This window comes from Oceanicaulis sp. (assembly GCA_040112665.1).
Taxonomy (GTDB): Bacteria; Pseudomonadota; Alphaproteobacteria; order Caulobacterales; family Maricaulaceae; genus Oceanicaulis.
Genome location: CP157796.1, coordinates 1,071,997 through 1,093,540 on the forward strand (window position 1 = coordinate 1,071,997; position 21,544 = coordinate 1,093,540).

The 21,544-nt window shown below is 68.4% G+C and carries 12 protein-coding genes; 7 read left to right on the forward strand and 5 right to left on the reverse strand.

The genetic code is table 11. The features are described 5' to 3' along the window. Positions 1-21 precede the first annotated feature (21 nt). On the forward strand, positions 22-2,601 hold the full coding sequence (locus tag ABL308_05075; protein XBQ17251.1) for a valine--tRNA ligase: 2,580 nt from the start codon (positions 22-24) through the stop codon (positions 2,599-2,601). A 7-nt stretch (positions 2,602-2,608) separates the two neighbouring features. Further along, positions 2,609-3,364, forward strand: coding sequence for a PepSY domain-containing protein (locus ABL308_05080; protein ID XBQ17252.1), 756 nt, complete (start codon positions 2,609-2,611; stop codon positions 3,362-3,364). Here the strand turns inward: ABL308_05080 and ABL308_05085 are convergent. Next, positions 3,351-6,293, reverse strand: coding sequence for a PAS domain-containing protein (locus tag ABL308_05085; GenBank protein ID XBQ17253.1), 2,943 nt, complete (start codon positions 6,291-6,293; stop codon positions 3,351-3,353). The two genes, ABL308_05080 and ABL308_05085, sit on opposite strands and share 14 nt — an antisense overlap. A gap of 174 nt (positions 6,294-6,467) precedes the next feature. Between ABL308_05085 and ABL308_05090 the strand changes: the two genes are divergently transcribed. The 5 genes from ABL308_05090 to argE all read left to right on the forward strand — a co-directional run bounded on the left by ABL308_05090 (position 6,468) and on the right by argE (position 15,533). After that, on the forward strand, positions 6,468-8,324 hold the full coding sequence (locus ABL308_05090; GenBank protein XBQ17254.1) for an ABC transporter ATP-binding protein: 1,857 nt from the start codon (positions 6,468-6,470) through the stop codon (positions 8,322-8,324). A 104-nt stretch (positions 8,325-8,428) separates the two neighbouring features. Beyond that, the gene (locus tag ABL308_05095; GenBank protein XBQ17255.1) at positions 8,429-11,356 is read left to right on the forward strand and encodes an insulinase family protein; all 2,928 of its coding nucleotides are present in this window, start codon (positions 8,429-8,431) and stop codon (positions 11,354-11,356) included. A 63-nt stretch (positions 11,357-11,419) separates the two neighbouring features. After that, a complete protein-coding gene (locus ABL308_05100) occupies positions 11,420-13,342 on the forward strand; it encodes a S9 family peptidase (protein ID XBQ17256.1) in 1,923 nt (640 codons plus the stop codon). A gap of 162 nt (positions 13,343-13,504) precedes the next feature. Beyond that, positions 13,505-14,389 (forward strand): FKBP-type peptidyl-prolyl cis-trans isomerase, encoded by an 885-nt coding sequence (locus tag ABL308_05105; GenBank protein ID XBQ17257.1) that lies wholly within the window; start codon positions 13,505-13,507, stop codon positions 14,387-14,389. Continuing rightward, entirely contained in the window at positions 14,379-15,533 is a 1,155-nt protein-coding gene (argE, locus tag ABL308_05110) for an acetylornithine deacetylase (GenBank protein XBQ17258.1), read from the forward strand. The genes ABL308_05105 and argE overlap by 11 nt, the downstream gene beginning before the upstream one ends. Positions 15,534-15,609: 76 nt before the next feature. Here the strand turns inward: argE and ABL308_05115 are convergent, their stop codons facing one another. The 4 genes from ABL308_05115 to ABL308_05130 all read right to left on the reverse strand — a co-directional run bounded on the left by ABL308_05115 (position 15,610) and on the right by ABL308_05130 (position 21,503). Then, on the reverse strand, positions 15,610-17,649 hold the full coding sequence (locus tag ABL308_05115) for a S9 family peptidase (GenBank protein XBQ17259.1): 2,040 nt from the start codon (positions 17,647-17,649) through the stop codon (positions 15,610-15,612). 2 nt (positions 17,650-17,651) lie between these two features. Further along, complete coding sequence (locus ABL308_05120; protein XBQ17260.1) at positions 17,652-19,715, reverse strand: S9 family peptidase; 2,064 nt, start codon at positions 19,713-19,715, stop codon at positions 17,652-17,654. Between the two features lie 83 nt (positions 19,716-19,798). Further along, the gene (gene rsmI, locus ABL308_05125) at positions 19,799-20,569 is read right to left on the reverse strand and encodes a 16S rRNA (cytidine(1402)-2'-O)-methyltransferase (GenBank protein XBQ17261.1); all 771 of its coding nucleotides are present in this window, start codon (positions 20,567-20,569) and stop codon (positions 19,799-19,801) included. Between the two features lie 7 nt (positions 20,570-20,576). After that, positions 20,577-21,503 (reverse strand): transglutaminase family protein, encoded by a 927-nt coding sequence (locus ABL308_05130; protein ID XBQ17262.1) that lies wholly within the window; start codon positions 21,501-21,503, stop codon positions 20,577-20,579. Positions 21,504-21,544: the final 41 nt, after the last annotated feature.

Consider the following 21,544-nt stretch of genomic DNA (forward strand, 5'->3'; position numbering starts at 1 on the left):
TGACACCGGAAGACGCGCGCGATGAAAGCCTTTCCCGACAGCTACGACGTGAAAGCCTCCGAGGAGGCGCTCAAGGCCCGCTGGGCGGACGAAAAGGCGTTCCAGTGGGACCCCGAAGCGCCGGCGGACACCGACTACGTCATCGACACCCCGCCGCCGACCGTCTCGGGCGCGCTGCATATCGGGCACGTGTATTCCTACACCCAGGCCGACATCACCGCCCGCTACATGCGGATGAGCGGGCGCAACGTGCTCTACCCGATCGGCTGGGACGACAACGGCCTGCCGACCGAGCGCCTGGTGGAGAAAGTGAAGAAAGTGCGCGGCGGGACGATGGCGCGCGAGGAGTTCGTCGCCCTCTGCAAGGAGGTCATCCCCGAGTACGAGCAGCAGTTCCGCGATCTGTTCTCGCGGCTCGCGCTCAGCGTGGACTGGTCGCGCCAGTACCAGACGATCTCCGACGAGAGCCAGGCGGTCAGCCAGATGAGCTTTCTGGATCTCTACCACAAGGGCCTTCTCGAGCGCCGGCTCGAACCCTCCCTCTGGGACCCCGCCGACCGGACCGCTCTGGCCCAGGCCGAGGTCGAGGAGATCGAGCGCGAAGGCAAGCTCAACCAGATCCCGTTCGAGATCGAGGGCGGCGGCGAGGCGGCCGTGATCGCGACCACCCGCCCCGAGCTGATCGGCGGCTGCGGCGCGCTGATGATCCATCCCGACCATCCCCGGGCGAAGGAGCTCGTGGGCAAGCGTGCGATCAGCCCGCTTTACCGCGTGCCGGTCCCGATCATCGCCGACGATGCGGTGGACCCCGAAAAGGGCACCGGGATCGTGATGTGCTGCACCTTCGGCGACATCCAGGACATCAACTGGTGGCGCGCGCACAAGCTGCCGCTGCGCGTGGTCATCGACCGCGCCGGCAAGATGGAGCCCGAGCTGGGGATCGGGTCTGAGGACTGGCCGAGCCTCGACCTCGACGGGGCGCGCGCGATCATCGCCGAGCTGGCGGGCCTGAAGGCGGAGAAGGCCAAGGCGCGAATCCTTGAGATTCTCGACGAAAAGGGTCTGCTGCTCGGTCAGCAGACCACCCATCAGGTGGTGCCGGTGGCCGAACGCTCCGGCGCGCCGCTGGAGATCATCGTCACCCCGCAATGGTTCATCCGCACGCTGGAATTCAAGGCGCAGATCCTTGAAAAGGCGAACGAGATCACCTGGCGGCCGGCCTATATGAAACAGCGGCTGGAAAGCTGGGTGGACGGTCTGAAATGGGACTGGCTGATCTCCCGCCAGCGCCATTTCGGCGTGCCGATCCCGGTCTGGTACTCCAAACGCCCCGGCGAGGAAGGCAAGCTCATCGTACCGGGCAAGGACGAGCTGCCCGTCGATCCCACCACCGATCTGCCGAAGGGCTACGAGGCCCATGAGGTGGAGGGCGAGCGCGACGTGATGGACACCTGGGCGACCAGCTCGGTCAGCCCGCAGCTCAATACCCGCTCGATCAACGAGGACTATGCGCTCGATATCGAGGCGCATCGGCGGCAATTCCCGATGGCGCTGCGCCCGCAGGCGCACGAGATCATCCGGACCTGGGCCTTCTATACGATCGTCAAGGCGCTGCACCACGAGAACAAAGTCCCGTGGACGAACATCGCCATCTCGGGCTGGTGCCTGGCCGGGGACGGCTCGAAGATGAGCAAGTCCAAGGGCAACGTGGTCGACCCGATCAAGCTGCTGGACCAGTACGGCGTGGACGCGGTGCGCTTCTGGACCGGCACTTCGCGCCTGGGTCAGGACACCGCGCTCAGCGAGAACACGCTCAAACAGGGCAAGCGGGTCGTCAACAAGCTCTGGAACGCCTCGAAACTCGCCCATATGGCGCTGAAGGCGGCCGAGGATCATGGCGCGCTCGACCCCACGACGCCCGCCGGAGACATCAAGCGCGGCGCGATCTCCCATCCGCTCGACAAGTGGCTGCTCGGCCGTCTCGCCGAGGCGGTGAAGACCGCCACCGAGAGCTTTGAAAACTACGAGTACGCGGCCGCTCAGAGGGCGATCGAGGACTTCTTCTGGCGCACCTATTGCGACAACTATCTTGAGATCGTGAAGCGCCGCACGCGCTTCGAGCGCGCACCCACGGCGGAGGAGAAGTCCGCCGTCCTGACCCTGTGGCACGCGACCGACACGATCATCCGGCTTTACGCGCCCTTCTGTCCTTACGTGACCGACGCGCTCTACGACGTGCTGCACGGCGACCGCGCCGGCAGCCCGGCGACCGTGCATGCGCGCGGGCAATGGCCCAAGGCGTCTGATCAGGCCGAGCCGGGGCTCGATCGCGAGCTCGGCGAAACCTTCGTCCAGATCCTGGCCGCGGCCCGCAAGGTGAAGTCCGAAGCCCAGGTCTCCATGAAGGTCCCCGCCTCCATGCTTACCGTCGTCGGCGAAGCTTCGCTGGACGCGCTGATCGGGGAAACCGTGACCGATCTGCTCGCCGTCACGAACGCCGAAGCGGCCCAGGCCGGCGACGCGCCCGACGGCGCGCGGTCCGCGCAGAGCCCTGACGAACGCTTCACGGTGGCGCTCACGCTCGCTCCGGCCGAGGGCTAGCACACCGGTGACCCGCTGGTTCGTCCGCGTCCACAAATGGCTGGCCCTGATCGTCGGGATCCAGATCTTTTTGTGGGTGCTCGGCGGGCTGGCGATGAGCCTGATGGATCTCGAGCGCGTGCGCGCCGAGCACACGATCGCGCCTGCGCCCTCCTACGCCCTGCCGCTCTCGGACGTTCTGACGCCTGAGCGCGCTGCGGCGGTGGCCGGGCTCGCCCGGATCGACGAAGCCGCGCTGGTGCGCTGGGCGGACGGTCCGGTCTGGCGGTTTCAGGGCGAAGAGGGCGTGGTCGTCGTCGACGCGATGTCGGGCTTGCGCCTGACCCCGATCGACGCAGCCCGCGCCGCCGAGATCGCGCGGGCCGGTTACGCCGGGCAGGCGCCGGTCACCGCGGTCGAATACTTCGCCGAACCGACGGTCGAATATCGCCGTGAGGGCGCGGCATGGCGCGTCGGCTTCGACGACGGCGAAGGCACCCGGATCTATGTCGACGCCGCCAGCGGGGCGATCACGGCGCGCCGCAACGATCTGTGGCGCGTGTTCGACGTCTTCTGGACGCTGCACATCATGGATTATGGTGAGCGGTCGAACATTAACAATCCGCTGCTTCAGGTCTTCGCCGGCGTGGCGCTGATCACCGTTCTGGCGGGGCTGGGCCTTCTGATCCAGCGCATGCAGCGCCTGGTCCGCGCCGAGCTGGCGGCGCGCCGCAGACGGCGTAACGCGCTCGCCCGGGTCCGTCCGCAGATCAGGGACCGCTAGCGGCGGCCGGGACGGGCTCGGCTGCAGGCAGGTCGACGATGAAGCGCGCGCCGCGGCCCGGTGCGCTGTCCACCGAGATGGTCCCGCCCATGCGCTCTGCGGCCTGCTGACAGATCGCAAGGCCGATGCCCGTGCCTTCGTATTCGTCGCGCGGATGCAGGCGGGCGAACGGCTCGAACACCTTCTGGGAGAAGCGGGGATCGAAGCCGATGCCGTCGTCCTCGAACACCAGGCGCACGCGGCCGTCGGCGACGTCGCAGGTGACGGAAACCTTCACCCCGTCCGACTTTCGGTATTTCAACGCGTTGCTGAGAAGGTTCGAGATGAGCAGCTGCAACAGGACACGGTCGCCCTTCACCGGCGGCAGAGGCGCGACATCGAGCGCCGCGCGCGCCTCCTCGATCACCGCGGCCTGTCCCGCCGCCACCTCGTCCCAGACCGCCTGAAGATCGACCGGTTCAGGCGCCAGAGGCCGGCTCGAGGCCCGTGAATAGGCCAGAAGGTCGTCGATGAGGCGGCGCATGCGGCCCGCCGCGTCGACGAGGTAATCGAGGAACCGGTCGGCGTCCGCGTCCAGCCGGCCTTCATAGCGCCGCCGCAACAGGCTGGCGAAAGCGGAGATCTTGCGTAGCGGCTCCTGCAGATCGTGCGAGGCGACGGTGGCGAAGCGGTCGAGTTCGCGGTTGGCGCGTTCGAGCGCGGTCGCCCGGTCCTCGAGCTCGCGCCGTGCGGCGTTCAGATCGCCCACTTCGGAGAAAACCCCGTGGGCGCGGATCTTCCGGCCTTCCGCGTCGGTCTCCCAGAACGCGCTCAGGCGCGCCTCGACACGCGCGCCGGACTTGTCGACGAGCACGACCGGCTCGTTGGTGATCGAGCCTTCGCGCCAGGACCTGCGCATGATTTCGCCTTCTGCGCGCGCGCGCTCTTCCGGCGCGATGAAGATGCTGGCGGGCTGGCCTATCAGCTCGGCTCGCGCAAATCCCATGCGTTCGATCCAGTGATCGCTGACCATGACGATCTGGCCGGCCTCATTGATCGAGCAGAGCAGCGCCGGCGTGTTCTTGTAGAACGTCTCATAGCGCTCGCGCTCTTCATCCAGCGCCTCGGCGAAGGCGTACTCGGACTCGGTATCCAGGATGATGCCGGCGGCGCGCAGGGGCCGCCCGCTGGACGTCCGGTCGACGATCCGGCCGGTCGTGCGCGCCCATCGCCAGCCGTCGGGCGACTTGAGCCGGTAGTCGAAGCGATCGAAATCACGCCCCTCCTGAAAGTCCCTGAACGCGGCCAGCGCCTTGGGCAGATCGTCGGGATGGATCACGGCCCGCCAGTGTTCGGGGCCGGCCGCGGTCTCGCCTTCGGCGAGGCCCATCCAGCCGGCGATCTCGCCGAACACCGCCTGCCGGTTGGTGACGAGATCGATACTCCAGGCGCCGATCAGTCCCGCCGAGACCGCGTCCCTGAGCTGGCTTTCGCGCGCCGCGACCTGGCGTTCGAGCATGCGATTGGGGCCGATCTCGGTGATAAATCCCGAATAGCGCAGCGGCGCGCCGGAAGCGTCCTGTTCGCTCACCCCGCCGCGCAGGGCCAGCCAGACATGCTGGCCGCCCTCGGTCCTGACCCGGTACTCTGTCTCCGTCAGCCCGGTCTCGACGAGATCGCGCGTCGCGCGGTCCATGCTGGCGAGGTCTTCATTGGGCACCCGCGCGCGCCAGGCCTCGACCGGCGTCTTCCAGACCGGGCCGGGCAGCCCGAGCGTGTTCAGTACCTCGCCTTCGAGCCGGACCGTGCGGGTCTGCACGTCGTAGATCCAGGCGCTGACGCCCGCCGAACGCACCGCCTGGCCGGCCAGATCGTCCTCGACGCGCACGAAGCCCGATGCGCGCGCCGGTGCGCCCGGCTCGGCCGATCCCACCACGCGCAGCGTCTCCCAGTCCCCGTCGCCGCGCCGGACCCGAAAGCTTCGATCGAGCGCCGCGCCGAACGCCATGGAGAGGAAGGCGGCGGTCAGGCCCTGAAGATCGTCGGGATGCACCACACGACGGAAGGCTGCGGGTGAAAAGCCGGCTCCGGGCGGGAACCGGTCCGCCGCTTGCCCCTCGACCCAGCTCTCCCCGCTGTCGAAATCATGCATCCACGGGCTGAGGCCGCCGAGCGCTGCGGCGTGGTCGAGGCGCGCCTCGGAGACGGCCAGCGCGGCCTCGGCGGCTGCTAGATCGCTCACGTCGGACGCCGTGCCGGCGAGCCTTATCGCTCCGCCCTCCGCGTCGAAAGCGGACGGACGGCCTTCGAAACGCACGTACCGGAATTCGCCCGTCCCCGACGCTTTCAGCCGGAGCCGCAGGTCTGGCGCGTCAGCGGGCCGTTTCAGCCAGCCGTCCAGCCCTGCGCGGTCGTCGGAATGCACCGCCTCTCGCAGGGCCGCGATCTCGACAGCGCTTTCGCCATCTTCCAGCCCTAGAAGCCGCGCGAGCAGGCCCGAGACGCGGCCCCGCCCTGTTTCGAGATCGAAGCTGAACGCGCCGTCGCGCGGTTCGGCGAACGCGTCGGCGAGGCGGCGTTCGGCTTCCGCGCGGCGACGCGGGATTTCCGCGATCAGCCTGAAGGTCACCAGTCGCGCGCCGCCCGGCAGCGCGCGCACCCGGCATTCTGCGCCGGCCCGGCCGCCGTCTGCGAGCTTGAGGCCGACCGGCCAGGCCGGACCGGGCGCCCGGTCGCGCCGCCAGGGCGGTTCTGCGGCTTCTGCGGGTTCGCTCAGCACCGCCTCGATCGCCCGCCCTGTCGCCGGCTCGTCGCCGAGAAGGTCGCGAAAGCGCGCGTTCGCCGCCACCAGCCGGTGCTCGGCGTCAAGCACCGCGGCGGCGTCCTCGAGACCGTCGAAAACGGCTTCGAACAGGGCCGCCGTGGCGGAGGCGCGCGCGGTGCGGGTCACCGGAAGCGCGCAGACGTGCGACGGTGGTCGGGGGGCGAATCAGCACTCATGGCCGCAGGATAGCCGCTCAGGGCGCCCTGCGCTCTGGTCAAGTCCGCCGAGCGAGCTATGCTGCGCGACCGATCCGGGCCGGTCGCCCCGCGCCCGGCCTGATGGAAACGCGAGGGGCGCTTCTTGACGCAGTCTGCACAGCCGATCTTCGAAGTCGAAAATCTCGACGTCCGTTTCGACACGCCCGACGGCGAGGTCCACGCCGTGCGCGGCATCGACCTGCATATCCGGCCGGGCGAATGCCTCGCCGTGGTGGGCGAGTCCGGCTCGGGCAAAAGCCAGACCTTTCTCGCCGCGATGGGGCTTCTGGCCTCCAACGGCAAGGCGACCGGCTCGATCAAGTACGCCGGCAAGGAAATCCTCGGGCTGCCGCCGCGCAAGCTGAACAAGGTGCGCGGCAAGTCGATGACGATGATCTTCCAGGATCCGCTGACCTCGCTCACCCCGCACATGAAGGTCGGCGACCAGCTCAAGGAAGTGCTCGACGTCCACCTCAAGCTTCGCGGCGAAGCGGCCGAGAAGCGCTGCGTAGACTGGCTGGAACGCGTGCGCATCCCCGAAGCCAAGCGCCGTCTGGATCAGTTTCCGCACGAGCTTTCCGGCGGCATGCGTCAGCGCGTGATGATCGCGATGAGCATGCTGTGCGAGCCCGACCTGCTGATCGCGGACGAGCCGACCACGGCGCTGGACGTGACGGTGCAGGCCCAGGTGCTCGACATCATGGACGAGCTCAAGGCCGAGACCGGGGCGGCGATCGCCCTGATCACGCACGACATGGGCGTGGTCGCGCGCATGGCCGACCGGGTGCAGGTGATGCGCTACGGCGAGTATGTCGAGACCGGCGACGTCTACGAGATATTCGACAATCCCAAGCACGAATACACCCGCATGCTGCTCGACGCGATGCCGCGGATCGACCAGCCCGACAAGCTCGCCGGCGTCGCGCCGCGCGAGGTGGACGGTGCGGACGAGCCGCTGCTGGTCGCCGACGACGTGAAGGTTCATTTCCCGGTGAAGGTCAGCGGCGGGCTGTTTCCCAAGACCAAGCCGCTGAAGGCCGTCGACGGGGTGAGCTTCGACCTCAAGCGCGGCGAAACCTTCGGGATCGTGGGTGAATCGGGCTGCGGCAAGTCCACGCTGGCCCGCGCCGTCCTGCGCCTGGTGCCCTCCACCGGCGGCGCGGTCAGCTGGATCGGCAAGGACCTTCTGTCGCTGGGCTCGCGCCAGATGCGGCGCGAGCGCGAGGACCTGCAGATCGTCTTCCAGGACCCGCTCGCCTCGCTCAATCCGCGCATGACGATCGGCGCGTCGATCTCCGAGCCGATGCTCACCTACCGCAAGCAGATGAGCTCGAAAGAGCGCGAGGCGGAGGTGAAGGCGATGATGGAACGGGTCGGCCTCGACCCGAACATGATCAACCGCTACCCGCACGAGCTCTCGGGCGGGCAGAACCAGCGCGTGGGCATCGCCAGAGCGATGATCCTCAAGCCCAAGCTCGTCATCTGCGACGAGGCGGTGAGCGCGCTGGACGTGTCGATCCAGGCCCAGATCATCGACCTGCTGATCGGCCTGCAGAAGGATTTCGGCCTGTCCATGCTGTTCATCTCCCACGACCTTTCGGTCGTCCGGGAGATCAGCCACCGCGTGATGGTGCTGTATCTCGGCCGGGTGGTCGAACTCGCCGATCGCGACGCCATCTACGAGGATGCGCGCCACCCCTACACCAAGGCGCTGATCAGCGCGGTGCCGATCCCCGATCCGAAGATCGAGAAGACCCGCGAGCGTCTCAAGCTCGCCGGCGATCTTCCCAGCCCGCTCGACAGCCGGGCGCAGCTACGGTTCATGAAGTCCAAGCTGATCGACGATCCCGAAGCCGAGCAGTACCGGCCGAAACTGATCGAGGTCGCGCCCGGCCACTGGGTCGCCGAACACGATCCGGTCGAGACCGTGCTCGAACAGGATGCGCCCGAACCGGCCTGATGGTCCGGGCGTGACCGTTCTTTCATTTGAACCGTTCAGCGAGGCCGTTATCTTTCCTGGCGAAATTGTGGCGTGAACCGCCACGGCAAACGTCAGGGACCGCGATGACGCCGACACTGAACCGCCTGCTCCTGCTCGCCGCCGCCGGATCGCTCGCGCTCGCCGCCTGCGGGCCGCGCGAGGACGCGACGGGCGAGGCCGGCGCGGACGCCGAGCGCGCCGCGTTCGAAGCCGCCGACTTTCCGCAGGAGGCCAGCGACATCCCGGCTGACGAGTCGGTGCGCTACGGCGTTCTGGAAAACGGCTTCCGCTACGCCATCGTGGAGAACGACACACCGACCGGCACGGTGGCGCTGCGCCTGGTGCTCAATGTCGGCTCGCTCGCCGAGGAAGACGACCAGCGCGGCCTCGCGCACTTCATCGAGCACATGGCGTTCAACGGCACCACGAATGTGCCCGAAGGCGAAATGGTCCCGCTGCTGGAGCGCTACGGGCTGGCGTTCGGCGCGGATTCCAACGCTTTCACCGGCCGCGAAGTGGTCGGCTACACGCTCGACCTGCCCTCCGCCGAGGAAGACACCGTCGATGTCGGCTTGTTCCTGCTACGCGAGACCGTGTCGGAGATGCTGTTCGAGACCGAGGCGATCGACCGCGAGCGCGGCGTGATCGCCGGCGAGGAGCGCTTCCGCAACACCCCGATCAGCCGGTTCTTCGACGCGTATTACGACTTCCTGTACCCCGACACAATGATCACCGAGCGCAACCCGATCGGGACCAGCGAGGTGATCGCCAACGCGCCGCGCGAAGCCTTCACCGCGTATTACGAGAAGTTCTACACGCCCGAGCGCACGCTGCTGGTCGTCGCCGGCGATATCGACGCCGACGAGATCGAAGCGCGCATCCGCGACGGGTACACCACCGACGCGCCGGGCCTGCCGGTGAGCGAGGTGGAAGGCTTCTCAACCTGGGCCCAGCCCGACCCGGCCGCGCCCGATCCCGATATCGGCTCGGTTTCGGCCTTCGACGAGCCCGGCTTCGGTTTTCATTACGATCCGGACGTCTTCACTTTGATCACCGTGGACGTGGTCGAGCCCGGCCGCGAAGCGGTCGACACGCGCGCCACCCGGCTCGAAAGCCTGAAGCGACGGCTCGCCAACGCCATCGTGCAGCGGCGCATCCAGAGCGAGATCAACCGGGGCGCTTCCCCGCTGGTGCAGGCCAATCTCACCTATACGAACGATTTCGACCTTGCGAACCGGGCCGGCATGTTCGCCGTGTCTTCGCCCGAGCGCTGGCGCGACGGAGTGGCCGTGCTTGAGAACGAGCTGCGCCGGGCCATCGATTTCGGCTTCACCCAGGCCGAGCTCGACGAGCAGCTCGCCAACACTCGCACCGCGCTTCGCAACGCCGCCGACCAGGCCGACACCCGCCAGTCCGACAGCCTCGCCGACGCGGTCTGGCAGGCGTGGATAAACGGCGACGTCTTCGCCCATCCCGACTACGCGCTGAGCTGGTTCGAAGAGGTTTCGGACAAGATCACCGTCGAGGCCGTCGAGGCGGCGTTCGACGAGATCTGGTCGGCCGCTCCGCCCCAGGTGTTCGTCGCGCTCAATCAGGAGCTTGAAGACGGGCCTGCCGCTGTCCGCGAGGCCTGGCGTGCAGCCAGCGCCGAGCCTGTCGAGGCCCCCGAAGACTCCGGCGCGGCCGAGTTCGCCTACACCGAGTTCGGCGAGCCCGGCGAAGTCGTCAGCCAGGACACGCTCGAGGAGTTCGGCCTGACCCGCGTGGTCTTCGACAACGGCGTGCGCCTGAACGTCAAACCCACCGATTTCGAGGACAACGTGATCCGCGTGCGCGTCGATTTCGGCGCGGGCAATCTCACTCCGCAGCCGGTCTCGGCCGCCGGCTCGATCCTGGGCGCGGCCTTCGGCGGCGGCGGTCTGGAGGCCCATGACAGCGACGAGCTGCAGCGCCTGCTCGCCGGCCGCTCGGTGGGTTACGGTGTGGGCGTGGCCGACGACGTGTTCTATTTCGCCAACGCCACCACCCCGACCGATTTCGAGCTGCAGATGCAGGTGCTCGCCGCGTTCATGACCGCGCCGGGCTGGCGTGAGGACGGGCTGAATCGCTTCCGCGCCATCGCCGAGGAAGTCCGCCGCGGCCAGAACGCGCAGGCCGTGCAGGTGGCGGTGAACCGCGTCTCCCGCATGCTGCGCTCGGGCGATCCGCGCTGGGGCTTCCCGACCCAGGAGGAGATCGAAGCCTTCACCATGGAAGACGCCCGCGCCCTGCTCGAACCGGCGCTGGAAAGCGCGCCGGTCGAGATCACGATCGTGGGCGACGTGACGCCGGAGACCGCGATCGAGGTCGCGGCGAACACCTTCGCGGCCCTGCCTGAACGGGACGAGGACTGGCCGGACTATTCGGCGAACGCCCGGGCCGACTTCCCCGCGCCGGCCGAAGAGCCGGTCGTGGTGCGCTTCAACGGTCAGCCCAACCAGGGCATGGCGAACGTGTACTACCCCGCCGGCGACGGCGTGGAGCCGCGCCGCCGCCGCGCGCTGAACCTTCTGACCCGGGTCTACGACCTCAAGGCCACCGACCGGTTCCGCGAACAGGAAGGCGCGACGTATTCTGCGATCGTCTCGGGGCAGTTCTCCCAGACGTTCGAGGATTACGGCTTTCTCTGGGTCGGTCTCGACGTCGACGTGAACGACGTGCCGCGCATGTACGACGTGGCCGACGAGATCGCGGCGGCCATGGCTGGCGGCGACATCACCGAGGACGAGCTTGAACGGGCGCGCCGCCCGCTGCTCGAACAGCTCGAAGAGCAGCGCGAGCGCAACGCCTACTGGCTGAACGCCCTGTCGGGCTCCCAGCTCGAACCTGAAAAGCTCGAGGAGATCCGCACCGTCGAGGACGACTATCGTGCGGTGACCGTAGAGGAGCTGGTCGCCCTGGCCGGCGAGGTGCTCAGGCCCGAACAGGCCTATCGGGTCTCGATCCTGCCCGCCGGGGCCGCTGGAGACTAAAACTGGAAGTCCGGGGCCCCGCGCATCTGCGGGGCCCCGCTCACATGACCAAGGGGAGTTTTCATGCGCAGCCTGTGTCTCGCCGCCGCTTCCGCCGCCCTGTTCGCCAGTCCGGGCCTCGCCCAGGACGCGCCCGAACGCGTCACCGAGGGCAATCTGGTGATGGAGAACATCCCCGAGATCCCAGCCGCAGTCCGTGACCGGCTGCAGCAGTACTCCAACATCCGCTCGGCCGGGTTTTCAGACTTCGCGCCGGACGGCGGGATCTACATCACCACCCGCTTCGGTGAGACCACCCAGATCCACCATGTCGCCGAGCCCATGGGCATGCGCCGGCAGGTGACCTTCTATGACGAGCGCACCGGGGGCGCGAACGTGCGCCCCGGCGCGGCGCAGTTCGTGTTCTCCAAGGATATCGGCGGGGACGAGTTCTATCAGGGCTATCTCTACGATCCCGAAACCGCCACGGCCGTGCGCTTCACCGAAGCGGGCACCCGCAACGGAAGCTTCGGCTGGACCGACGACGGCGCGATGCTCGCCTGGTACCGTCAGACCGACGGCGATCCGAACGCCGACATCCTCGTCGCCGACCCGTCCGATCCGTCCAGCGTCCGCGTGGCGCTGGAAGGCGAGGGCGCGATCTTCCCCGGCGATTGGTCGCCGAACGGCCGCGATCTTCTCTTCGTGCGCTACTACTCGATCACCAACGCCGATCTGTTCGTTCTGAACACCGAAACCGGCGATACCACCGAAATCCTGCCCGGCCTCGAGATCGCGATCGGCGGGGCGGAGTTCGCGCCCGACGGCGAGAGCGTCTACCTCGTCACCGACTGGGAGAGCGAGTTCCGGCGCGTGATCGAAATCGATCTCGACACCGGGGACAGCCGCGCCGTCACGCCTGAACACGGCTGGGACGTCGAGGGCGCGGACCTCGCCCCGGACGGCTCGAAGCTCGTCTACACGATCAATAACGGCGGCAATTCCGAGCTGCATATGATCGACCCTCAGACCGGCGCATCCCTGCCGGTCCCCGATCTGCCGCTGGGCCTGATCGGATCGCTGCAGTTCGACCGCGACGGCGAGCGGCTGGGCTTCACCCATGTTTCGGCGAAATCGCCGGGCGACGCCTGGACCTACGACCTCGCCAGCGGCGATCTCACCCGCTGGACGATGAGCGAAGTGGGCGGTCTGGACACCGAAAGCTTCGTCGAGCCCGAGCTGATCACCTATGAGAGCTTCGACGGGCTGGAGATCCCGGCCTTCTACTACCGCGCCGCAGGCGAGGGCCCGCGCCCGGTCATCGTGGACATTCACGGCGGGCCGGAGAGCCAGGAGCGCCCCGGCTTCAACACCTCGATCCAGTACTGGGTGAACGAGCTGGGCGTGTCGGTGATCACGCCGAACGTGCGCGGCTCGTCGGGCTACGGCAAGGAGTACGTGGCGCTCGATAACGGCTTCAACCGCGAGGACAGCGTCAGGGATATCGGCGCGCTTCTGGACTGGATCGCCGATCAGCCCGAGCTCGATTCAGACCGCGTGGCCGTCTATGGCGGCTCGTACGGCGGCTACATGGTGCTCGCCAGCCTCACCCACTACTCCGACCGGCTCGCGGGCGGGGTGAACATCGTGGGCATCTCCAACTTCGTGACCTTCCTCGAGAACACGAACGGCTATCGCCGCGATCTGCGCCGGGCGGAGTACGGCGACGAGCGCGATCCGGAGATGTACGCGTTCCTGCAGCGCATCTCTCCGGCCAATCAGGCCGAGAAGATCACCGCGCCGCTCTTCATCATCCAGGGCGCGAACGATCCGCGCGTGCCGGCCTCCGAAGCCGAGCAGATCCTGGCCGCTGTCCGCGAGGTGGGCGGCGATCCGTGGTATCTCTTGGCGCTCGACGAGGGCCATGGCTTTGCGAAGAAGTCCAACCGCGACTTCCAGCGCCAGGCCGAGACCCTGTTCTTCCAGGACGTGCTCGATCTGGACTAGCAGCGCCCGTCCGCTGCGCTTCACGTCACGCCCCGGCGCAACCCCGCGCCGGGGCGTTGCGTTAGGGGGGACAGCGCGAGGGCCTCGACGCGGGCTCCGCCGCTGCTAGCATGAGATCAAGCGCGCCGGAGCGGCGCGCCCGCTTCATTTGAGGACTCCGCCATGTTTCGCTTGCGCCTGACCGCTTCCGCCGCCGTTCTGGCTCTCGGACTCGCCGCCTGCGGAGACGACGCAGACGACGAGATGGAGACCGGCGCGGTCGATTCCGAAATGGGGATGGACGCCGCCGGCGAGGATCCCGCCATGGACGGCGGCATGGCCGAGCAGGGCGGCGCAGACGGCGAGACGGCGAACCGCGACCGGTCCGCCTCCCAGGACATGGGCGGGGCGGGCCGCGGCGAGCCGATGCGCGCCGGCGCCGAGCCCAGTGAAGAAGTCATGCAGATCGTCAGCCAGGCGCGGGACTGCCAGACCGAGCAGTCCGAGATGGACTTCTCCGCCGAAGAGCAGGGCGAAGGCCAGGACGAGGCCAGCTACAACGCCCAGGTCAGCGACAGCTATCTTCAGCAGAACCGCGACCGGGAATGCGTGTTCGAGCTGCCCAGCGGGCTTCAGTTCACGATCACAAACGCCGTCGAGGACGGTCTTTCTCCGAACGCCGGCGAGCTGGTGCGCGTCAATTACGAGGGCAAGCTCGTCTCCGGGGAGACCTTCGACAGCTCCTATGAACGCGGCGAACCGGCGGTGTTCCCGTCCGACCGGCTGATCTCGGGCTGGGTCGAGGCGCTGCCGCTGATGCGGGTCGGCGAGGAGTGGAGCCTGTTCATTCCGCCCGAGCTCGGCTACGGCCAGCGCGGTACGCCGGGCGGCCCGATCGGCCCGAACCAGGCGCTGATCTTCCGCATCGAGCTTCTGGGCCTGCCGGGCCGCGATCAGGCCGGCCAGAGCGGCATGTCAGGCCAGGACGGCTCGGACGGCATGAGCGAAGACGGGTCGGGCTCGGACGCCGGCCAGGGCGAGGGCGATACGGAGACTGATGGCGGCTAGAACCTCCCGCGACTGGCTTGAAGAGCTGGTCGCCATTCCCACGGTCTCGAAGACCTCGAACCTGGCTCTGATCGACGCTGTCGAGGCGTACCTGACAGAGCTGGGCGCGGTCTGCGAGCGCACGGTCAGCGAGGACGACTCGCGCGCCAATCTTCACGCCGTCCTCGGACCCGACGCCGAGGGCGGCGTCGTGCTGTCCGGCCACACCGACGTCGTGCCGGTCGAAGGCCAGGACTGGTCCACCCACCCGTTCACCCTCACAGAGCGCGACGGCCGGCTTTACGGCCGCGGCTCTTGCGACATGAAGGGCTTCATCGCCTGCGCGCTCGCCGCCGCGCCCGGCTTCGCCAAGGCGACGCTCAAGCGACCGGTCCATTTCGCGCTGTCCTATGACGAGGAGGTCGGCTGCCTGGGCGCGCCGAAAATGATCGCGCGGATCGCCGAGAAGACCCCGCGCCCCTCCGCCGTCATTGTCGGCGAGCCCACGATGATGAAGGTCGTCACCGGCCATAAGGGGCTCTACTCGGTGCGGGTCGACGTCTGGGGCAAGGAAGCCCATTCAAGCCTGGTGGAGAACGGCGCCTGCGCGACCACGGCCGCGGTGCGCCTGATGCACCGGCTGGTCGAAGCCTCGGACGCGCTGAAAACCGCCGCGCCCGCCGACAGCCCGTTCGACCCGCCTTACGGCACGCTGACCGTGGGCCGCATGGGCGGCGGCACGGCGGTGAACATTCTGGCCCGTCACGCCTGGTTCGAGGCGCTGATGCGGCCCGCGCCCTGGGATGACGGGCCGGGGCTGGGCGCCAAGCTGAAGGCGGCCGCCGAAGCGCTTGAAGCCGAGATGCGCCGCACCGCGCCCGACGCCCGGGTCGAGGTGACGGTGATGAGCGACGTGCCGCCGCTGCGCCCTGAGAAAGACGGCGAGGCCGAGCGCCTGGCCCGCCAGCTCACCGGGGACAATTCTCCCCGTGTCGTGGCCTACGGCACCGAGGGCGGGCAGTTCCAGGACGCCGGATTCTCCACCGTGATCTGCGGGCCGGGCTCGATCGAGCAGGCCCACCAGCCGGATGAATTCGTCGCGATCGAACAGCTGGACGCCTGCGACGCCTTTCTTGAAAAGCTCAGGGACCGCCTCTGCAATTGAGGGGCGCGCCTTCAGGAATGCAAAACGGCGCGGAGATCGCTCTCCGCGCCGTTTTTTTGAGGCCCGCTCGGCCGCTTCAGTTCTCGCTCTCGCCGAGCAGGTCTTCGAGCGGCAGGTCGGCTGCGGGCGGCTCGCCGCCGGGCCCCTGCAGATAGTGCGTCATCCAGCGCAGCACCCGGTGGGCGTAGTCGAACTGGGCGGCCGCATTGCGGTTGCCGTGCCCTTCGCCGGGATAGGTGACCAGGCGCACCGGCGCCTCGCTGGTCATCTTCAGCATCCGATAGAGGATGTAGGACTGGCTGGGATCGACGCGGGTGTCCTCCTCGCCGTGCAGGATCAGCGTCGGGGTGGTCGAGCCCGGCGCGTTGAAGGTCGGGGACTTCTCCAGATACATCGTCCAGTCGTCCCACGGATTGGTCATGAAGTGCACGTCGACCATCTCGATCGGGATCTCGGTGGTGCCGTAAAAGCTGATGAGATCGGTCAGCGCCACGAAGGGCGCGGAGGCTACAAAGTGCTCGCTGGCCACCGTCGCGCCCCAGGCCGAGGCGAAACCGCCGTACGAGCCGCCGGTGATCCCGACCTTGTCGGGGTTCACGATCCCCGCTTCGGAAAGCGCGCCGATCGCGTCGACCAGATCGTTGAACTCGTCGCCGGGGGCGTCGAGATGATCAAGCTTGGCGAAGCGTTCGCCGCGCCCGGTCGAGCCCCGATAGTTCGGGTAGAACACCGCCATCCCGTCGCCCGCCGCGATGTGGCCCAGGCGCGAATACCCGGTGACCCAGCCGTTGGCGTCGCGCGCTTCAGGGCCGCCGTGTACGGTCATGATCAGCGGCCAGCCGCCCTCGGGCGCTTCGCCCTGCGGGGTGACGAGCACGCCCTCGATGCGCTCGCCGTCGCGGGCGGTGAACTCGAAGCCGCGCTGGTCTCCGAAAGCGATCTGGTCGAGCTGCGGGTTCAGCGAGGTCCACCGCTCCAGCCGCGAGGGCGACCGGCCGGCGTAAAGCTCACGCGGATGACGCGCGGCGTCGGCGATCGCCGCGATGCGGCCATTGTCCGACCGGTCGAACGAGCCCAGGACGAAGCCGTCATACGCCTCGCGCGATTCCTCACGACCGTTGGTGTTGTAGGTGACGAGCGCGCTGTCGAGCCCGGTCTCGGCGAGGACCATGATCGAGTTGCGGTCGACCCAGGCCAGATCGCTGACATGCTGCTCGGCCTCGCGCGCGATGGCGCGGAAGGCTCCGCTGGCGACGTTTGCGACGTGCAGCGTGCCGGCGGTCGGGTCGGCGCGGTCCGCGCCGGCGATGAACGCGAGCTCGCTTCCGTCGGGCGAAAAGGCCGCCGGGCCGATCTTGCCTTCGGTGTCGATGACCGAAACCGTCTCGCCGCTGGCCGCGTCCACGATGGTCCAGCGCCGCTCCATCAGGGAATCGTCGACCAGCGTGGTCGGCGCGATCGCGACGGCGAGCCGCCTCCCGTCCTCGCTGAGCACCAGATCCGACGCGTTGCCTTCGAGGCCGAGCGAGACCGGATCGGCGTCGCTGTCGAGGCTGGCGCGCCAGACTTCGGCGAACACCCCGCCTTCTTCATAGACGTTCGCGCGGAAGCCGCGATTGCGGAAGGCCTGCCGCGCGCTGTCGGCTTTCGGAAGGGCGATGAAATAGACCGTCTCGCCGTCCGGCGCGATCACATAGGACTGGATCGAGCTGTCGTGGCTGAGCACCTTCTCCGCCTCGCCGCCGCCGAAGGCGATGCGGTAGAGCGAGGTCGCGCTGTCGCCGTCCCGGCGCGCCAGGAAGGTCAGCGCCTGCCCGTCCGGGGTCCAGTCGACCGCGCCCACCCGGCCTTCGCCGGTGATGAAGGCGCGCGACTGGTTCGGCCCGAAGGCGACGTGAAGCTCGACATCGCCCGAGCCGTCCTCATCGCCGGCGACGATGTTGCGCGGCTCGAAAACCGTATAGGCGACATGGCGGCCGTCCGGAGACAGCGCCGCGGAGCTCGCCTGGCGGATCTCGAACAGGTCGGCGATCTCCATCGGCTGCTGCGCGCTCGCAGCGCCGGCGACCAGCGTGGCTGCGGCCAGGGCGGCCGCGGATCTGAAGTGAAGGGTCATGCTTAGTCCTCCGTTTCGCCGTCGCCGCCGATCAGGGCGTCGAGGCCGATATCGACCGGGGGCGGGTTTCCGCCCTCGCCGAGCAGGTACTGGTCGAACCAGCGCATCATCCGGTGCGCGTAGTCGTACTGGGCGGCGGCCATGCGGTTGCCGTGGCCTTCGCCGGGGTAATAGATCAGCCGCACCGGCGCGGCCGAGCGCAGCTTCAAAGACCGGTAAAGCTCGAGCGACTGGCTGGGGTGCACGCGGGTGTCCTCCTCGCCGTGCAGGATCAGCGTCGGGGTCTCGCTCTGGCCGGCGTAGTAGACCGGGCTGCGTTCGAGCAGGTCGGTCCAGTCCTCCCACGGCCATTTCAGCGAGTGCACCAGATAGGCCTCGTTGGGGATGTCGGTGGTGTTGAATTTCGAGATCTGGTTGGACACGCCCACGAACGCGACCGAGGCGGCGAAGTACTCCGACTGCGCCGTCGCGCCCCACATCGCCGCATAGCCGCCATAGGAGCCGCCGGTGATGCCGACCCTGTCGGCGTCGACGATCCCCTCGCCGCTGAGCGCGCCGATCGCGTCGACGAGGTCGTCGAATTCGCGGCCCGCATAGTCGTTCTGGTGCTGCTTGGCGTAGGCCTCGCCGCGCCCGGTCGAGCCGCGATAGTTCGGGTAGTACACCGCGAACCCTTCGCCCGCGCCGATATGGCCCGGATCGGAATAGCTGGTCAGCCAGCCGTCCGCGTCATGGGCTTCAGGCCCGCCGTGCACCGTCATGATCAGCGGCCAGCCGCCTTCAGGCGCTTCGCCCTGCGGGGTGATCAGCACGCCGTCCACGCGCACGCCGTCTGAGGCGGTGAAGGAATAGGTGCGCTGTTCGCCCAGCGCCCGGTCGGCGAGCCAGGGATTGTGGTCGGTCAGCCGATCGAGAGCGCGGGTCCAGCGGCTGGCGGAGAACACTTCGCGGGGATGATCCGCGCTGTCGGCGACGGCGACCAGCCGCCGGCTCGGCGGGTGGTATTCGAGCCCGCGCAGCACGATCTCGTCCTGGGTGCGGCGGCGCTCCTCGGTCCCATCGGTGCGATAGGCGACGAGCGCGGTCTCGGTGGACACCGCAGCCAGCGCCAGAACCGTGTCGCCGTCGAGCCAGACCGCGTCCTCGACATGCTGCTCGGCGTCGCGCGCGATCAGCGTGTAGTCTCCGGTGGCCGCGTCGGCGATCGCCAGCGTGCCGGCTGTGGGATCGTTCTGATCCGCGCCGACGATCAGGGCGAGCTGCGTCCCGTCAGGGCTGAACGCCGCGCCTCCGGTTTTGCCGGGGGTTTCGACGGTGGAGATCGTCGCGCCCGTGTCCGCGTCGATGACGCTCCAGCGGCGCTTCATGTAGAAATCGTCCACCAGCGGCGTCGGCGCGAGCGCGACGGCCAGGCGCGCGCCGTCCCCGCTGATCTCGATCGCCGAGGCGTCGCCGTCGAGCTCGATCATCGCCGCCTCGCCGGCCTCGCCGCCCCTCGGCAGCGCGACCCGCCAGAGCCGGGTGAAGTCGAGGTCCTCTTCATAGGCGTAGGCGGTGAACCCCTTGTCGCGCCAGTCGTCTTCCGGCTCGTGTTCGCGGCCCAGGAAGAACACCGTCTCCCCGTCCGGCGCCCAGACATAAGAGCCGACGCTTTCGGAATGCGCGAACAGGCGCTGCGCCTCGCCGCCGGCCGGATCGATCTCGTAGAGAACAGTGTTCTCATCGCCCTCGCGCCGGGCGCGGAAGGTGATCGTGCCCGCCTCGGGCCGCCAGGCGACCGAGGACACCGAGACGTCTCCGGTGATGAAGGGGCGCGCCGTTCCGCCGTCCGCCGGGACGACCCAGAGATGGCTGTCCGCCCCGCCGTTCTCCTCGCCTTCGGTGATGTCGCGCGGATCGCGCACAGTATAGGCGATCCAGTCGCCGTCCGGGCTGATCGACGCGGAGGTCACCGTCTGCATCTGGAAGAGATCGTCGATGGTCAGCGGCTGCTGGGCCAGCGCCGGCGCGGCGAACAGGCACACAGCGCCCGCAGCGGCCGCAGCGCGCGTGAACGAATAGGTCATGGGGGCTCCCCTCGAGGGCTTTAGGACGCCGCGGAGCCTAACGAAGGCGCGCCCCGCATGGAAGCGGAGCGGGGCGGCGGGCTCTAATCGCGCGCCGGCGCCCTCGAGAATTCGGCGTATTTGTTGGTCCGCTCGCGGGTCTCTTCCGCGCCCTCGATCAGCAGCACGGCTTCGCCGCGGGGCGGGTCGGAGAGGCGGGCCTTAAGGGCCGAAAGCGGCTCTCTGAAGACGCGCTCGAAGGTCTTGGTCAGCTCCATGGCGAGCGCCGCGTTGCGGTCGCCGAGCACGGCGATCAGGTCCTCCACGGTCTCCGAAAGCCGCTGGGGGCTTTCATAGACGATGAGCGTGGCGGGCAGGGCCGCATAGGCCTCGAAGAGCTTCTTGCGTTTGCCGGACTTGCGCGGCGGAAAGCCCAGAAAGGCGAAGCGGTCGGTGGGAAGTCCCGAGATCTGAAGCGCGGCCATCGCCGCGACCGGGCCGGGCACGGCGGTGACGTCCAGACCGGCGTCCAGGCAGGCGCGCACCACCCGGTAGCCCGGATCGGAGATCGCAGGCGCGCCTGCATCGCTGACCAGCGCCACCTTCGCGCCCTCCTCGATCAGCTTGACGAGACCGGCCGCGCTGGCGGTCTCGTTATGGTCGTGGCAGGCGATCAGGCGTTTGTTTTCAATGCCGTACGAGGCGAGCAACTGCCTCGTGACGCGCGTGTCCTCGCAGGCGATCGCGTCGGCGGCTCTGAGCGTGTCGAGTGCGCGGGCGGAGATGTCGCCCGGATCGCCGATCGGCGTGGCGACCAGAACAAGGCGCGGGCGGTCTGCGCGCGCCTCGGCGTCTGTGAGATCGGCCCCGCTCACCTGTCCCTCACGAGACCGCGCTGGGCGCGAGCGAGGTGATGTCCACGCTCACATCGAGGCCGATCGCGTCCTCGGGGCGGCCGTCGTAGTACCCGCTGAGCGGGGCGACCTGTTCAGGCGCCCGGCCGACCCCGGTCTGGATCAGCTTGCCCGAGGCGATCTCGGCGTTCGTGGGGTCGAAATCGATCCAGCCTGCGCCGGGCAGGAAGACCTGCACCCAGGCGTGGGTCGCGCCTGCGCCCTGCACTGAGGACGCGTCGCCCGCCACGCCTGAATCAAGCGCCGGATCATAGAGATAGCCTGTGACGAAGCGCGCCGCGAAACCGAGGCGCCGGACCAGCTCGCACATGAGTTCGGCGTAGTCCCGGCACGAGCCAGCGCCGATCTGCAGGGTATAGGCAGGGCTCTGAACGCCGGGCTCCTCGCGGCGGGTATAGCCGAGATCGGTCCTGATCTTGCGGTTCATCCCTTCCAGCAGCGCCCAGGTGTCCCCGCCCGAGGCGTCGCGGCACTGGGTGGCGAGCGCAGCCAGCGCTCCGTCGGGATCATCATGGCGCGGGCTTCTCAGAGGTCCGAGATCGACCTTTTCATGGTCTTCGTACTCGAACGGGAAGCTTTTGGCGTGATCGGCGAGCGGAAACTCCGCATCGCGGAAGCTGGTGCGCACGATGTCGAACGTGCAGCCGATCTCCAGAACGTCGGACGGGTCGTTGAAATCGAACAGGGTGACGGTGTTGGAGAACACGTCATGGATCCAGCGCACCGAGGACTCGGGCCGGGTGTCCACAGTCATCGTGAGCAGTCTCAGCTCGGGGGTCTCCACCGGCCGGAACATCGCCCTGTGCCGTCCGAAGCGCACGGGGCGGGCGTAGGTGTACCGGGTGGTGTGCCGGACCCGGAAGAGATCGGTCTTTACTTGCGGCTGTTCGCCCATGCCCGGTCCCTCACGGCCGACCCGGGGTCGACTGTGGCGTG